12 protein-coding genes and 1 tRNA gene are annotated in these 15,712 nt (G+C 70.0%); 7 read left to right on the forward strand and 6 right to left on the reverse strand.

Annotated elements, in window-relative coordinates:
• Positions 1–98 precede the first annotated feature (98 nt).
• The 5 genes from QOZ81_RS16010 to QOZ81_RS16030 all read right to left on the reverse strand — a co-directional run bounded on the left by QOZ81_RS16010 (position 99) and on the right by QOZ81_RS16030 (position 6,905).
• Positions 99–1,082, reverse strand: a complete 984-nt coding sequence (locus tag QOZ81_RS16010; RefSeq protein ID WP_291203911.1) for a phosphotransferase — start codon at positions 1,080–1,082, stop codon at positions 99–101.
• 363 nt (positions 1,083–1,445) lie between these two features.
• Positions 1,446–2,288, reverse strand: coding sequence for an NTP transferase domain-containing protein (locus QOZ81_RS16015; protein WP_291203908.1), 843 nt, complete (start codon positions 2,286–2,288; stop codon positions 1,446–1,448).
• Complete coding sequence (locus QOZ81_RS16020) at positions 2,281–3,594, reverse strand: hemolysin family protein (RefSeq protein WP_291203906.1); 1,314 nt, start codon at positions 3,592–3,594, stop codon at positions 2,281–2,283. Before QOZ81_RS16020 ends, QOZ81_RS16015 begins: the two co-directional genes overlap by 8 nt.
• Positions 3,595–3,599: 5 nt before the next feature.
• Positions 3,600–5,294 carry a response regulator gene (locus tag QOZ81_RS16025; protein WP_291203904.1) on the reverse strand — a complete coding sequence of 565 codons (1,695 nt, stop codon included), beginning with the start codon at positions 5,292–5,294 and terminating at the stop codon, positions 3,600–3,602.
• Positions 5,295–5,399: 105 nt separating this feature from the next.
• The gene (locus QOZ81_RS16030) at positions 5,400–6,905 is read right to left on the reverse strand and encodes a trypsin-like peptidase domain-containing protein (protein ID WP_291203901.1); all 1,506 of its coding nucleotides are present in this window, start codon (positions 6,903–6,905) and stop codon (positions 5,400–5,402) included.
• Between the two features lie 110 nt (positions 6,906–7,015).
• Between QOZ81_RS16030 and QOZ81_RS16035 the strand changes: the two genes are divergently transcribed.
• Positions 7,016–7,092: transfer RNA gene (locus QOZ81_RS16035), tRNA-His, on the forward strand.
• Between the two features lie 284 nt (positions 7,093–7,376).
• Here the strand turns inward: QOZ81_RS16035 and QOZ81_RS16040 are convergent.
• Entirely contained in the window at positions 7,377–8,207 is an 831-nt protein-coding gene (locus QOZ81_RS16040; RefSeq protein WP_291203899.1) for an AraC family transcriptional regulator, read from the reverse strand.
• Positions 8,208–8,310: 103 nt separating this feature from the next.
• Here QOZ81_RS16040 and QOZ81_RS16045 point away from each other — a divergent pair, with 103 nt between their 5' ends.
• The 6 genes from QOZ81_RS16045 (at position 8,311) to QOZ81_RS16070 (ending at position 15,513) form a co-directional block, all read left to right on the forward strand.
• Complete coding sequence (locus QOZ81_RS16045; RefSeq protein WP_291203897.1) at positions 8,311–8,856, forward strand: carboxymuconolactone decarboxylase family protein; 546 nt, start codon at positions 8,311–8,313, stop codon at positions 8,854–8,856.
• A 62-nt stretch (positions 8,857–8,918) separates the two neighbouring features.
• On the forward strand, positions 8,919–9,593 hold the full coding sequence (locus QOZ81_RS16050; protein ID WP_291203895.1) for a pyridoxamine 5'-phosphate oxidase family protein: 675 nt from the start codon (positions 8,919–8,921) through the stop codon (positions 9,591–9,593).
• Positions 9,594–9,720: 127 nt separating this feature from the next.
• Positions 9,721–9,990 (forward strand): hypothetical protein, encoded by a 270-nt coding sequence (locus QOZ81_RS16055; protein ID WP_291203892.1) that lies wholly within the window; start codon positions 9,721–9,723, stop codon positions 9,988–9,990.
• A gap of 72 nt (positions 9,991–10,062) precedes the next feature.
• Positions 10,063–11,238, forward strand: coding sequence for a TolC family protein (locus QOZ81_RS16060; RefSeq protein ID WP_291203889.1), 1,176 nt, complete (start codon positions 10,063–10,065; stop codon positions 11,236–11,238).
• Positions 11,235–12,371, forward strand: a complete 1,137-nt coding sequence (locus QOZ81_RS16065; protein WP_291203886.1) for an efflux RND transporter periplasmic adaptor subunit — start codon at positions 11,235–11,237, stop codon at positions 12,369–12,371. The genes QOZ81_RS16060 and QOZ81_RS16065 overlap by 4 nt, the downstream gene beginning before the upstream one ends.
• A 43-nt stretch (positions 12,372–12,414) precedes the next feature.
• Complete coding sequence (locus QOZ81_RS16070) at positions 12,415–15,513, forward strand: efflux RND transporter permease subunit (protein ID WP_291203884.1); 3,099 nt, start codon at positions 12,415–12,417, stop codon at positions 15,511–15,513.
• The last annotated feature ends 199 nt before the right edge of the window (positions 15,514–15,712 follow it).

Here is a 15,712-nt window from a genome sequence, read left to right on the forward strand (position 1 = left end):
AGACCTAGCGCCCTCGGCTGCCCTACGGGATTGGACCCGCCCATCCTACGCCCGCGTCTCACGAATCGAGGGTCGCTTGTGACGGACGTCGCCTGCCCCTACCCCTTCAATAACCGCTCTTCCGCCAGCCTCAGCATGTGCTCGCTGGCGAGGACGCCGTCCTGGTGGTTCATGCGCTGGAAGTGGCCGCGCAGGTGGCGCAGGGTGCGGGGCACGGCGGGGGCGAAGTGGGCCTTCTTGCGGTGCACGAGCTGGTGGCCGAAGGTGCCCAGGGCCTTGAGGCTGCGCTGCAGGGCGCTGAGGTTCAGCTCTTCCAGCAGGGCCTCGTGGCTCCAGCCCAGTTCGGCCTGCAGTGGGGCGACCAGGGCGCGGCCTGCCTCCCTGGACCAGTCCCAGTAGGCGTCGTAGCGCAGGCTGGCCAGGTCGTAGGTGGCAGCGCCCCGGCGGGCATCCTGGAAGTCGATGGCCACCAGCCGGTCGCCGTGGACCATGAGGTTGCGCACGTGGAAGTCGCGGTGGACGAAGAAGTGGGCCCGGGTCTCCAGGCTGGCGTGGACCTCGTCCATCATGCGCTCCAGCCAGCGGGGCGGATCTTTCTGCAGGAAGTCCTGGAAGAAGTTCTGGCGGCAGTAGTCCCACTCGAACTGGAACTTGGGCTGGTCGAAGCTGCGGCTCATGAAGAAGGTGTGCCCGGGGGCGCCCAGGGTGAGGGGCCCGGCCAGGGTGGTGAGGAGCCAGCCCGCCTTCTGGGCCCAGGCCAGCTCCTCCTCGGGATGCTCCATGAGGCGCCGCTCCAGGGTGGTGTCGCCCAGATCCTCCACCAGCAGGCAGCGATCGGCGTCATCGCTCGACACGATGGTGGGCACGCGCAGCAGGGGATCCAGGTAGGCCTGCAGGGCCCGGAACTCGAAGTAGCTGTCGTCGGTCTTCCCGGGCGCGTCCAGGGGGTGCAGCACCACCAGGGCCGTGCCCAGCTGCGGGTGGGCCACCCGGAAGTACTGCCGCGCCCCCGCATCCCCGGCCAGGGCCTGCGGTCCGGTGAGCTCCCAGCGGTCCAGCGCGCGTTGAAGACGGGGATCCATCCAATCAGGGTACTCCCGGACGGGATTTCAGCCACGGAGGAACCTGGAAAGGGCCTTTTGGCCGGTGATGGGTGGTGATAAAACAGATCCTGCTTATCGGCCTGCCTCAGCCCATTTCTAAGAGCAGGACTGAAACCGCGAATGACGCGAATGGGCGCGAAGGCCCCGGGTATGGGCCGCCTGGGCCTGTGGCCCCCAGCCACGCTGAACTGCGTGGCTGGCCGCTCACGGGGCGGCTCTGCCGTCCTTCAAGAGCCGGCGGATCCGCCCCGTGAGCGGAGGCGGAAGCACGGCCGCTCGCCATTCGCGCGCCCGAAGGGCGATTCGCGGCATTCGCGGTTGAAGGCTTTTCCGGCTGAAGCGCTACAGCCCCAGCCGCACCTGGTTCCCGCGCTCCTCGAACCAGAGGGCATCGCTGTCGGCGAAGGAAGGCATCGGCGCGGCGCCGGGGCCCAGGACGCAGCGGGTGAGGCGGTCGGCGGCTCCTGGTGGCATGAGCGCCGTGGGGTGGACGTAGCAGCCGGGCAGGCGGCCCTCCTGGTCCGGGGCCAGCTCGGCGGCGACCTGGATGAGGGCGTCCGCCGTGCCCACCTCCCGCCAGGCGAAGGGCTCCACCACCACGCCCAGATGGAAGGGCAACCGGGGCCGCAGGTCGTTCACCTCGCTGGGCCCCTCGGGCAGCAGAGCCAGGGCCTCGGGGGACCAGGCGGCGGCGCCGGTGAAGTGGAAGGGACCCTTGGGCCCCACCACGTCCTTGGGCAGCACCCGGTCCTGCTCGTCCATCCAGACGGGATTCCAGGGGCCCCCCGGGTGCGGGATGAGCAGCCAGCTCAGCGTGGCGCGGGCCTGGCGGTGGGCGGCCCGCAGGCGGCCGAAGGGCACGGCTTCGGCCCACACATCGGCGTTCCAGCTGAGCAGCTCGGTCTCCACTCGGCCCCGGGCGTGGCGCAGGCCGCCGGCGCTGCCCAGCAGCTCTGGCTCCTCGCAGACCTCGATGCCCTCGGCCACGGCGCGGAGCCGCTCGGGCCACAGGTGCGCGTTGCAGGCCAGCCGGGTGATGCCCTCACTGCGCATGGCCTCGGTGCCCCACTGCAGCAGGGGCCGGCCCCGCAGGGTCCAGGCGGGCTTGGGCAGGCACTGGCTGAGGGCCCCCATGCGCAGGCCCATGCCCGCCGCCAGCAGGAAGCCCTCCAGCGGCTCAGGCATTGGGCGTGGCCGCTTCCGGCGGCAGGGGCTTGAGCAGGAACTGGCCCGGCGCGCGCCCGCGCATGGACAGCACGCGGATGCGCCAGCCCTGCAGGCGCAGCTCGTCCCCGGGGCGCAGCACGCGGCCCAGGTGTTCCTGGAAGAAGCCGCCCAGGCTCACGGAGCCGGCCTCGGTCTCCAGGCTGAGCTTCAGGTGATCCTCCAGCTGCTCGAGCAGGACGTTGCCCTGGGCCAGCCAGGCGCCGCCGCGAGTCTTGCGCAGCTGAATGGCCTCGCGGTCGAATTCGTCCTGGATCTCGCCCACCAGTTCCTCGAGGACATCCTCCAGGGTGACCAGGCCATCCACGCCGCCGTGCTCGTCCACCACCAGGGCGAGGTGCTGCTTGCGCTGCTGGAACTCCAGCAGCAATCCCTGGATGGGCTTCATCTCGGGCACGAAGAAGGGGGGCTTGGCCAGCTCGCGCAGGTCCACGTCGCCATCCGTGTCCTGCATGGCCCAGAGCAGCTCCTTGAGGTGGATGACGCCCACCACGCGGTCGAGGTCGCCCTCCACCAGAGGGATGCGGGTGTGGGGCGTGGTGCGGGCCAGGGCGAGGTTGTCGGCGAGGCTGCGGGTGAGGTCGAAGCAGACCACCCGGGCCCGGGGCACGGCGATCTCCTTCACCATGCGGCGGCTGAAGTCGAAGAGGTTCTCGATGAGCTCCTTGCGGTCCAGCTCCAGGTGGCCCTGGGCCTGGCTGCGCTCGAGCATGCGGCGGAACTCGGCCTCGGAGGGCAGCAGGTCCTCGGCGTCTGCCTCGGGATGCACCCCGAAGAGGGCCAGCACCAGGTGGCTCAGCTTCGTCAGGCACCAGGTGAGGGGCCGCACCAGGCGCGACCAGGCCAGCAGGGGCGCGGCGGTGCGCAGGGCCCAGGGCACGGCGGCGCGGATGGCCAGGCTGCGCGGCACCAGCTCGGCCAGCACCACGTGGAGGGTGGTCATCACCAGCAGGGCCAGGGCCGTGCTGAGGGGCAGCACCAGCCGGGGCCAGGGCAGGTGGCCGAAGAGGAGGTGGAAGGCGTGGCTGAACATCCCCTCGCCCACGGCGCCCAGGGCCAGGGCGCAGAGCACGATGCCCGCCTGGATGGCGGACAGGTGGTGGGACAACCCCCGGTGGACCTCCAGGGCCCGGTGGGCGCGGGGATCCTCCTCGGCCAGCGATTCCAGCTGCGTCTCGCGGACCCGCACGGCCGCGAACTCGGCCAGGACGAAGAAGGCGCTGAGGAAGATGAGGGCGGCGCAGATGAGGGCCGCGGCGAGGGTCACAGCCGTTATCCTCTCGCGAGATCAGACCCGCGGCGCAGCTTGTCCTGGATCTCCTGGAACAGGCCGTCGAGGTTCTGCAGGCGGTCGCGGTGCTCGGAGAGCTGGCCGTGGACGGCCTGCTTCTCCCGCTCCAGGGCCGCATGGGACTCCTGGAGTTCCGTGATCACCTGGTTCAGGCGCATGATCTCGGCTTCCTTCTGATCCAGGCCGTTCATGAGCTCCAGGCGCTGGCCGTCGTGGAGGATGTTGGTCTCGTCCAGCTCCTGGCGGATCGCGGCCAGCTGGGTGCCGAGGTGGGCGATCTCCTCCTGGTGCTGCTGGAGGATCTCCTGCCGGGCCAGCAGCTGCTGGTCGCGCTCCAGGACGAGGGCCTGGCTGGCCTCCAGCTCCGTCTCCACCTGGCGCAGCCGGACGCCCAGCTCGGCCAGATCGCGGCCCTGGCCCCGCATGGTGGCCTCGAGGCCCGCGATCTCCAGCTGGTAGCCGTGGGCCTTCTCCTTGTAGCCCACCACCTCCAGCAGGGTCGCCTGGTGGACGCCCTCCAGCGTGGTGTGCTGCTCCACCAGCCCTTCGATGGTGGTGTGGAGCTGGCCCTGGGCGAGCTGCGCGGCGTCCAGCTCCTGCTGGCGGGCCGCGAGGGCGGCCTCCTTCTCGGCCAGGGTGGCCTCCAGCTCCCCGGCCTTGGCCTTGAAGGGCTCCAGGTCGATGGTCTCGTGCAGCAGGCGATCCCGTTCCTTCAGCAGCTCGATGGCCCGCTGGGCCTTCTCGCCCACCTGCTGGTTGAGGGTCTCCACCTGCTGGATGAGGTCCGTGCGCTCGGTGAGGGCCTCCTTCAGCTGGGCCTTCAGCGTCTCGGCGCTCTCCCCCTCGCGGCCCCGGGTCTCCTCCAGGGCGCGGAGGGCCGCCTCGGTCTCGGCGAGGCGCGCCTTCAGGGTGTCGGATTCGCGGGTGCTGCGCTCCAGCTCATCCAGGTTCAAGGTCACGGAGTTCAGCTGGCGCTGGATCTGCTGGGCCTCGGCCTCGGCGGCCCGGAGCCGCTCCTCGGCGGCGGCCAGGCGCTGGTCCTTGGCCCGCATCTCCTCGTGGAGGTTGGCGACCTGGTCCTCCAGGAGCCGCACGTGGCGGCTGTCGGGGGGCACTTCGGTGGACAGGGCGGGGCCGCGGTCCAGGTTGGTGGTCTGGACGGGCGAGGAGGGCCGGACGCCGAAGACCGGCGCGGCGGACAGCTCGGCGGCCGGGCCGTCGAGGGCGCCCTTCAGGCTGTCCAGCCAGTCATCGCCCAGCTCGGTGTCCACCAGCTCGCCCAGCGGGTTGTCGGGATCCAGGGTGCGGCCGGGCACCAGGGGCGCCAGGGCGGCCACCAGGGCGCTGGGCGCCATGGGCTTGTGCAGGTAGAGGTCGGCCCGGCCCTTCAGGCTCTGGTGGCGCCGGTATTCCTCTTCCGTGGCCTTGGCGCTGATGAGCGCGATCTTCACGCCGTCCAGCTTGGCGTTCTTGCGGATGGAGGAGCAGAGGGCGTAGCCCTTGTTGTCGGACACCTCGACGCAGATGAAGACGGCGGCGAAGGCGCCGGTCTCCAGCTTGGCCAGTACGCCATCCGGCGAGGCCGCCAGCTCCAGATCGAAGGCCGCTTCGAGGCTGACCTGGTGCTCCTTGAGGAAGCTCCGGTCGCTGTCCACGAGGAGAAGGCGTTGGCCCATGGTCGATTCCTTAGGCTGGGTTGAACCCACAAGTCTAGCGGAATGAAAGAAGCCCTGGGTGTCCCAGGGCTTCCTTCATCGGTATCTTCAGGCTGGGGCAACAGCTCAGCGGGGGGGAATGGCCAGGGTGATCTTCTGGTTGCCGTTGGGGGACTGGATGAAGAGGAGCAGGGTGCGGCCCCCGGACTTCTTCACAGCGGCGTTGAACTCGCCCAGGGTGTTCACGGGCTGGCGGCCGATCTCGGTGATGATCATGCCCGGGGCCAGGCCGCGGTCCGCGGCGGGGGAGCGGGGATCCACCGAGGTCACCACCACGCCCTTGAGCCGGTTCTTAGGATCGGCGGATTCGACGGTGAACCCGTAGGCCTTCTCGAGGTTGAGGCTCTTCAGGTCGCCCTGGGGCTTGGCCCCGCCGTCGCCCTCGGGCTCCTCGCCGGCCTCGCGGCGACGCTGGTCCTCGATGGCCTTGCGGTCGCCCAGGGTGGCGGTGAGGGTCAGGGTCTTGCCATCCCGCCAGATGGTGAGCTTGAGGGTCTCGCCCGCCCGGCGGCTGGAGACCGCGGTCACCAGCTCGTCGGGGCTGTGCACGGGCTGGCCCTCCACGGCGGTGATCACGTCCAGGCGCTGCACCTTGGCCTTGTCCGCGGCCTGGTCCTTCTCCACGGTGCTGACCACCACGCCCTCCTTGACGCCCAGGGCGTCCTGGTAGGCCTGGTCCAGCTCGGCGGGACCGATGCCCAGGTAGCCCCGGCTCACGGGCTTGCCGCTGCGCAGGTCCTTGAGGATGCGGTTCACCTGGCTGATGGGCACGGCGAAGCCGATGTTCTGGCCGGCCGGGTTGATGGCGGTGTTGATGCCGATGATCTCGCCCTTGAGGTTCAGCAGGGGACCGCCGGAGTTGCCACGGTTGATGGCGGCGTCGGTCTGCAGGAAGGAGCTGACACCCGTATCGAGCTTGCGGCCCTTGGCGCTGATGATGCCCTGCGTGACGGTGTGCTCCAGGCCGAAGGGGTTGCCGATGGCCACCACCCACTCGCCGATGCGCAGGGAATCGGACTCGCCGAGCTTGGCGAAGGGCAGGTGCGAGGCGTCGATCTTGATCAGCGCAATGTCCAACTCCTTGTCCTTACCCAGGACGGTCGCCTTGTAACTCTTCCCATCATTCGTTTTGACTTCCAGGGCGTTGTCGCCGCCGCCCATGCTGGCGATCACGTGGTAGTTGGTGAGGATCTCGCCGGCGGGGGAGATGATCACGCCGGAGCCGCCCGACACCGCCCGCTGCTCGTCGTCACCGCCCCGGGGGGTGCGCCGCTGCTGGGGGCCGCCGGGGCCGAAGAAGAAGTCGAAGAAGTCCTGGCCGCCCACCTGGGGGTGCTCGAAGCCGCGCCGGTTCTTCACGAAGCTGGTGTTCGTGATGGCCACCACCGTGGGGTTCAGCTTCTCGGCCACGTCCGCGATGGGCGGCAGCCGATCGAAGCCCTTGGCCTCCACCATCACGGGTTTCTCTTCCTGGGCCGAAGCCACCCACCCATGGCCGAGTCCCATCCCCAAGGCCATGCACCCGGCCGCGAAGGCCGACAACCCGAGAATCTGCTTCACCTGACGCTTCATGGATCTCCTCACTCCGCCGGGTCCTCCGGCATGCCATTCGATGACCGCAGTCCCCCGAAGGTTCCCGCTGGCCTTCCCAGGCCGCCCAGGATAGTCTGGATGGTCCAACGGCGGCTGTAGCTCAGTTGGTTAGAGTACTGGATTGTGATTCCAGGTGTCGCCGGTTCGAGTCCGGTCAGCCGCCCCAGATTGAAAAGCCCCCGCCCGCGGGGGTTTTTCAATCTGGAACGAGCCGGGAGTCGAACCGGCGACAGTGAGCTTGCGGAGACAGCGCGGGGCGCTGTCGGAGCAAGATCGGCAGACCGCGCAGCGGGCTGCGGCCGGTTCGAGTCCCGGTGGCATGGGTCGAAGCCCCGGGCAGGCCGACACCCACCCCCGGAGGGCCGGAGCAAGATCGGCAGACCGCAAAGCGGGCTGCGGCCGGTTCGAGTCCCGGTGGCATGGGTCGAAGTCCCAGACAGGCCTCCGCCCTCAGCCCACCGCCCTTTGCCCCTGCAGCCATGCCCTCGGCGACTGTCCCGTGAACTCCCGGAAAGCCCGGGACAGGGCCGTCGAGCTGCCGTAGCCCACGTCGAAGGCCACGACCTTCAGCGGCACGCCCCGAGCCAGCCGCTCCTGGGCTGTGGCGATGCGGAACCGGGCCAGGTGCTCTCCTGGTGTCAGCCCCACGGTCTGCTTGAACTGGAGCGCGAACCCGCTGCGGGAGAGCCCGGCCTCGGCCGCCATGTCGTCCAAGGTCCAGGGGCGGGCCGGATCCGCATGCACGGCCATGAGGGCGCTCCGGAGCTGCGGGTGCACCAGCCCAGCCAGCAGCCCGGCCTGGGTCATGCCCTCCCCCACGGCATGGCGCACGAAGTGGACCAGGACGACCTCACACAACCGGTCCACCACCGCCTGCCTGCCTTCCGCCGACGCGAAGGCCTCCTGGAAGATCAGTTCCGCCAGCGGCCCCACCCGATCCACCCCCAGGTGCATGACCTCGGGCAGGGCCAAGGCCAGGGGGCAGCCCACCCCGATGCCGAAGGTGATGGTGGCGCAGACCAGGTCGAGTCCCTCGGGCCCCTCCGGCACGAGGTGATGCGGCAGGTTGCGCGGGTAGAACAGCAGGCCCGGCCCGTGGATCTTCAGGGCCTTCCGGCCGCCCAGGTAGCGGATCTCGCCCCTGCCGGCCCGGACCAGGTGGAGGTGCCCGTGGTCCCGGGGCTGATCGAAGCTGGCCACGGCGCACAGGTTGCCCGTGAAGAAGGTCTGGGCGTGCAGGCGGAAGCGTTCAAAGAGGGGCTGGAGGGCGTCGGAGGTCATCTGGGACTCCAGGTCTGCTTTCTCGGACCCTCAGTCACCTTCGGGTGGAACCAGGGTGCCACTTTTGGGAGGTGCGCTGTGCACCCAGCCCCAGGAGCCACCCATGGCCACCATCCTCCCCCTCGATCCCACCCAGGCTTCCCCGGAAGTCGCCTCCATCCTCCAGGCGGTCAAGGCCAAGCTGGGCCGGGTCCCCAACCTGTTCCTCACCCTCGCCAAGGCCCCGGCGGCCCTGAAGGCCTACCTCGGCGCCTCCGAAGCCATCGGCACGGGCCATCTGGACGCCCCGCAGCGCGAAGTCATCGCCCTGGCCGTGGCCGAGGCCAACGGCTGCGACTACTGCCTAGCCGCCCACAGCGCCATCGGCAAGATGGTGGGCCTGGACGCCGATACCATCCTGCAGGCCCGCTCGGGGGTACCCGCGAACCGCCGCCAGGCCGCCCTCGCCGCCTTTGCCCGGGCCGTGGTCCGGGAACGCGGCCGGGTCTCGCCCCTGGACCTGCAGGCTGCCCGCGAGGCCGGCCTCGACGACCAGGATCTGCTGGAGGTGGTGGCCAACGTGGCCATCAACGTCCTCACCAACTACACGAACCTCGTGGCGGGCACCGTGGTGGACTTCCCCAAGGTCGAGCGCTTCGCCCACGTGTGATGCATCACTTCCGGGCTGCCTCCACCAGAAGGCGGCCCGATTCATTCTTCAGAGGAGACCCCATGCCTTCCCGCTTCATGGACCTCATGCTGACCCCAGATGTCCAGGCCGCCCAGGCACGCCATTACGGCCGAAGCCAGTCCCGTCCGGGCACCGCCCCACCCGACACCCTCGGGGAGGATGAAAAGGCCTTCATCGCGGAGATGGATAGCTTCTACATGGGCTCCGTGAGCCAGGATGGCTGGCCCTACGTGCAGCACCGGGGCGGCGCCAAGGGTTTCCTGAAGGTGCTGGGGCCCTCGGTCCTGGGCTTTGCAGACCTCAAAGGAAACCGGCAGCTCCTGACCACGGGGAACCTGACCCATGACGGTCGAGTGTGCCTGTTCCTCATGAGCTATCCCCTCCAGGCCCGCCTGAAGATCCTTGGCCGGGCCGAAATCCTGAGCGGCAAAGAGTACCCCGAACTGGCCAAGGTGCTGATCCCCCCGGGCCAGGAGAGGGCCACCGAGCGGCTCTTCCGCATCCAGGTGGAAGCCTTCGACTGGAACTGTCCCCAGCACATCACCCGCCGCTTCACAGAGGCCCAAGTCGGCGACATCCTCCGCCCCCTGCAGCAGCGAATCGAGGAGCTGGAGGCCCGGTTGGCAGGGATCGAGGTCCCAGACGGGCCGCCCCCGTGGCCCGAATCACATTCCCACGGGGTCCCCGTCCCAGCACCGACTGACTCCATGCCATAGTCACTCCGATGGCCAAGCTGCCGCCCGGTCTCCGCCACGCCCCTGTGGACGCCTGCATGAGCCAGCTCGTGTTGGACGCGGCCTGCCGGCGCGGGGAGCCCCAGGGTCGCTCCAAGGCGACCACCCCATGAGGCGCTGGATCGCGATCCTGCTCCTGTGCCTGGCCTCGGTGTACCTGGGTGCCACCAGTCTGGACCAGTGCGCGGAGGGCGTCAGCGATGACTGCGCACCCATCTGCCACATCTTCTGCGCCGATGGCTGTGCCACGGTGCCAGTGCCGGAGGCGCCGGCGCCTCCCGCGCCAGATCCCCTGCCGAGCCCGCGCTTCCAGATCGAGCGGGTCGTGAACCTCGTCAGCCTCGACATCGAACCGGAGAAGGACCCTCCCCGGGCCTGAGGGCATGAGCACCTGAACCTGCGGCTGGGCCTCGCCCTGCCGCGATGCCCTTCCTTCCCGATCGAGGTCCCGATGCGCACTTTCCTTCTGGGGGCGCTGCCCTGCCTGCTCATGGCCCAGGCGCCGCCCCTCTCCTATGACGACATCCTCACGCGGGCCCGCACGAGCCCCGGGCAGGACCGGATCGAGGCCCTGCTGGCCGAACGCCACCGGGCCCTGGGCGGTACGCGGGGCTTCCTCCGCGAGGGGCCCTCCCTGGGCCTCTCCGCAGGCCCGCGCACCCGCACGGCTGGCCCTTCCACGACGGACCAGTCCGTCGATCTGGATCTGCCCCTGTTCCTGTCGCCGGGCATCCGGCGGCGGCTGGAGGCGTCCCTGGGCCAGGCGGATCCGGCCCTGCGCGGGGCCTCCCGGATCGAAGCCCGGTTCCACCTGCGCCAAGCCTACCTGGAGGCCTGGCTGGCCGAGCGCCTGCTTCACCTCCGCGAGGCGGACCTTGCCACGGTCCGGACCTGGCTCAAGGCCGCCCAGGCGCGCCTGGAGGCCGGAGCGGACGCCGGGTTCCAGGTGAGCCTGGTGGAGGGCGAAGCGCTCCGCGCCGAGGCGGATCTCGACGAGGCCCGTCGGCAGCGGCTGAACGCCTGGGTGGGCCTTCGGACCGCCGCCGAGGTCCCGGGGACGCCCGTTCCCCTCATGGATCCTGGCGACCCACTGACGCTCTCCACGGATGGGCTCCAGGCCAGGTTCGAGGCCAGCACCTTGCGCAAGGCCATCCAAAGCCGCCTGGATCTGGAGGAGCAGGCCCTGCGCCACCAGGAGGCCCTGGCCACCAGCCGCTGGAGCCTGCGGGGCAGCTACGCCCGGGAGGGCGAGGAGCGCATCGGCAAGGTCGGCCTGGCCTACCGCTTCTCCCGCCCCGGTGAAAGCCAAGCTCTGCGCCGCGAGACCGAGGCCACCCTCCAGGCCACCCGGCGCGAGCTGGAGGTGGCCCTACTGGAGCTGGATGCCCGCTTCCAGTCGGCGCTGACGCGGCTTCAGGTCGCCCCCCCGGCCCTGCCCTTCAAGGGTTTCGACCTGTCCCTCCACGCCATCAGCCTGCGGCTCAGCGAGGGCAGGGAACGGCCTTCCGAGGCCCTGCCCATCCGCCGCCTGCTCCTGGAGGCCCAGGCCGCGTCCTACCGCCGCCTCCAGGCCGCCCACCTTCTCAGCGCCGAACTCCAGGCCCTCACGGCCGAGGTGAACCCATGAACCATGCCATCCCATGTTCCCTGCTGACCCTTGCCCTGACGGCCACCGTGGCCTGTGATCGCAAAGCCGCACCTCCAGAGGCCAAGGAAACCCACAAGGAGGGGATCACCCACGCCGAAGAGGGCGCCCATCTCCCCCTGAAGGACATCCGGGGCCTCCGCTTCCTGGTGGTTCCCGAACCCAGGGCGGAAGGCGCCTGGTATCCCGCCGAGGCCATCGGCGACGAGTCCGCCCAGGCCGTCCTCAGCAGCCCCGTGAAAGGAATCGTCTCGGCCATCCTGATCGCGCCGGGGCAGCATGTCGGCAGCGGCGCGGGACTGGTCACCCTCCAGAGCCCCGAGCTGGCCCGCTTCAAGGCCGACTGGCTGTCCGCCCGCGCTAAGCGTGACCGCGCCGAGGGCGAACTGGCCAGGGAGCAGCGGCTTTTCGAGGCTCAGGCGGGTTCGCGCCGAGAGCTGGAAGCCGCTCGGAGCGAGGCCGCCACGGCCCGAGCCGACGAAGAGGCCGCCCGTCTCGCCCTGGAGGCCCGGGGCCAGAATCCGGAAACCGCAGGCGCCGTCCTGACCGTGAGGGCCCCGAAGGGCGGCACGGTCACGGCCTACAAGATCCAGCCCGGCCAGGGGGTCGAAGCGGGTCAGGACCTGGGCAGCTTCCAGGCCGCCTCGGCCGCCATCGCACGCCTTGAATTGCCGCTCCCCGCCCCGGAGAACTGGCGGCCCGGTGCCGTGACCGAGGTCCGCCAGAGCGATGGCCAGCGCTGGAGGGCCCGGCTGGAGGGCACCCCCACCGTACTCACCACCGATACCCGGCGACTCAGCTATCGCCTGCGCCTTCTGGGTGGTTCCCTGCCCATCCCCGGCGCTTCCCTGGAGGTGAAGGTGCCCCTTGAACGCGCGGTCTACCTGCCCCAGGCGGCGCTCCAGCAGACGGACGGCCGCTGGGGAGTCTTCGTGGTGGACCAGGCAGAAGCGGTGTTCCGGCCCGTCAGACGCGGGCTGGACGTCAAGGACGAGGTGCTTGTGGCGGAGGGGCTGAAGTCCGGCGAGACAGTGGTGGCCGAGGGCGCCTACCTCCTCAAGGCGTTCCAGCAGAAGCGGGCCCAGCCCGAAGCGGGGGGCGGCCATGGCCACTGACCCCAGCCTCCCGGACGGATCAGACATCCCCCTTGATCCGGCCATGCCGCACGATCCCTACACGGTCTACACCCCGCAGCATCGAACGCTGATCCGCCGCTGGTTCGACTTCCTCCTCCCGCACAAGGGATGGGTGTTCGCCCTCAGCCTCGCCTGGGGGCTGGCGGGCGTCTTCACCTTCGCCCAGCTCAAGCGCGACCTCTTCCCGGACATGAACCTGCCCATCCTCAGCGTGCTCATCCAGAGCCCAGGCCGGGCCACGCCTGAACTGGAGCTGTCCGTGGCCCAGCCCACCGAGCAGGCCCTGGGCGGCATGCCCGGGGTCAAGCGCGTCGCGACGACGGTGCTCCCCGAGCTGGTCCAGGTGGTGGTGACATTTGACGGCGCCACGGATCCCTGGCGGGCGCGGCAGCTGGTGGCCGAGCGGCTGACCGGAGTGATCGGGAGCTTCCCGACTGGCACCCGTCCGCCCCTGATGTCCAGCGCGTCCGGCCGCCTTCAGGAGCTGATGGAGGTCGTCCTGGAAAGCGAGAGCGTGGACCCCATGAAGCTGCGGGACTACGCCGAGCAGGTGCTGGGGCCCAGGCTCCAGTCCCTGCCCGGCGTGGCCCGGGTGGAGCGCCTGGGGGGACAGGAGAGGTCCCTCCAGATCACGCTGGACCCCGGAAAGCTACGCAACCTCGGAGTCAGCCTGGATCGCGTGATGGCGGCCCTGGAACAGAGCCACCAGGACATGGCGACGGGGGTGCTGGAGATCCAGGACAAGGGCTGGTTCATGACCGTGGGCAGCCTCGCGGCGACCCCAGAGGAAGTGCGCCGGCTCCCCGTGCAGGCCGCCAGGGGGATCGTGACCCTGGGTGAAGTAGCCGATGTTCGCGAGGCCCCGGCCTTCCGCCGGGGACTGGCTCGGCACAACGGCCACGAGGATGTGAGCCTGCGCATCGTGAAGCAGCCAACCGCGGCCACGCTGGACGTGGCCGAGGGCGTTCGCACCGCCGTGGTGGAGCTGAAGAAGGGCCTTCCCGAGGGCATGCGCCTGGAGGTGATCTACGACCAGGGGCGTCTCGTCACCCGTGCCCTGAACGGCGTGACCCTGGCCCTGCTGGTGGGCGGTATCTTCGTGGCCATGGTCCTCGTGGTCCTCCTCGGGAACCTGCGCGGGGCCCTGCTGGTGCTGGCCGTGCTGCCCCTGGCCACCTTCGGGGCCGCGATCCCCCTGCACTTCGCCGGGCTGGGCCTCAACGCCATGACCCTCGGTGGCCTCGCCATCGCCGTGGGTCTCCTGGTGGATGCTGCGGTGATCATGGTGGAAAACCTGGCCCACCGGCTGCACACGCACAAAGAACAGGAGGAATCGCGCCGCGTGGCCCTCACCCGTGCCGCCGCCGAGGTGGCCACGCCCATCCTCATCGCCGTCCTGGTGATCCTGGCCGTCTTCATCCCCCTGCTGTCCATGGGCGGCATCGCGGGCAAGCTCTACGCGCCCCTGGCCGTGGCCGTGGCCTCGGCCATGACCATCAGCCTGGTGCTGACCTTCACCCTGGTGCCCGCCCTGGTGGAGCGGTTCCTGCCCCCCGGCACCTCCCTGGATGAGCCGCGCTTCATCGCAGCCATCAAGCGGATCTACGCGCCAGCCCTCGGCTGGGCCCTGCACCACGGCCCCCTGGTGCGCGTGCTGGCCCTTGGCCTCACCGTTCCCAGCCTCTGGCTGGCGTTTCAGCTCGGCACCAACTTCCTGCCCACGCTGGACGAGCGGGCCTTCATGCTCCTCTCCAAGGTGCCCGCGGAAAGCAGTCTGGAGGCCGTCGATCAGGCCAACGCACACCTGGATGCCCGCCTGAAGACCATCCCGGGTGTGGAATCCGTCTACCGGCGGAGCGGGCGCGCCGAGGTCACCGAGGACCCCTGCCCCATCACCGACAGCGAGATCATGGTCATCCTGAAACCTGTTGCCGATGAGCGCACCGTCGGGATGGAGGTGCTGGAGGCCGCCGAGGCCATGCCCTTCCCCGTGGAGGTGAACACCCCCATGCAGGAGCGCATCGCCGAGGGCATCGGGGGCACGCCTGCGGACATCCAGGTGAAGGTCTTCGGCCGCCACCTGGAGGCCATCCGGGGAGCGATCCCGGAACTCCGGGAGCGGCTTCTGAAAGTCGAGGGCGTCCGCAGCGTGACCCCGGACACGCCGGACCCCATGCCCCGCTGGCGACTGGTGCTCGACGAAGAGGCCTTGCGCCGTCTGGGCGTCCCCCGCCCCCTGGTGACGAGGACGCTTCAGGCGGCCCTCCAGGGCCTCCCCTCCGAGATCCGCTTCGAGGGTCCCCAGCGCATCGAGCGCATGGTGCGCTTTCCCAATGATGGCCGGATGAGCCCCGAGACCCTGAAGGGCACGCCCCTGGTCCTGGACGATGGCCGTGCCCTGACACTGGGCCAGGTGGCCCGCTTTGAGGAGGCCTCCACGCCCACCCTGGTCCGTCGGGAATCCGGTCAGCGGCGCCTCGGCCTCAACATCCGGACCTCCGGCGACCTCGGCGGCACGGCCAGGCGCATCGAGAAGGCTCTCGAGGGCATGAAGCTTCCCGAGGGCGCCTTCATCAAGCTGGGGGGGAAGATCGAGGAGACCCGGGAGACCCAGCGCCGGCTGGGGCTCGCCATCGTGGCCGCCCTGGCGCTGGTGGTGGGTCTCCTCTACATCGCCCTGAAGACCTGGCGGGAGGTGCTGGTGGTGCTCGCCACCCTGCCGGACGCCTTCGCGGGCGCGCTTGTGGCGTTGTGGCTGACCGGGGAGACCTGGAACATCAGCTCCATCGTGGGGATGATCGGGCTGTTCGGCGTGGCGGTGCAGAATAGCCTCGTGCTGATCACCCAGGCCAAGAGCCTGATGGCGCAGGGTCTCCCCTTCGAGGCTGCCCTGCGGGAAGCCAGCCTGGGCCGCGTGCGCCCCAAGCTCATGACCGCCGGGGCCGCCATCCTCGGCCTGATGCCCATGCTGTTCGGCTTCGGCGGTTCCGAGCTGGAGCGCCCCCTGGCCATCGCCATGGTGGGCGGCCTCGTCACCAGCACCCTCTTCACCCTGCTGGCCCTGCCTAGCTTCTACGCTTGGGTGGGGAAGCCGAAGGACGGGGAGGTCCCCACCGCCTGACCCGGCGCACGGCCGCGCCCCATCTTCGGATTCACGCCTTCGCCGGTCCAAGCGCCAGCGGAGGCTGGATCCGAATGACACGGGGGCCCCCCAAGGAGGACCCCCGCTGGCTCCGGGCACTGGAAACCCGGACCCCCCCTCGTACACCTGTTACTTCTGACCCTCCATGATCGTCGACGCCCGATGGCCCGCCAGATCC

Source organism: Geothrix sp. (assembly GCF_030219325.1).
GTDB lineage: Bacteria > Acidobacteriota > Holophagae > Holophagales > Holophagaceae > Geothrix.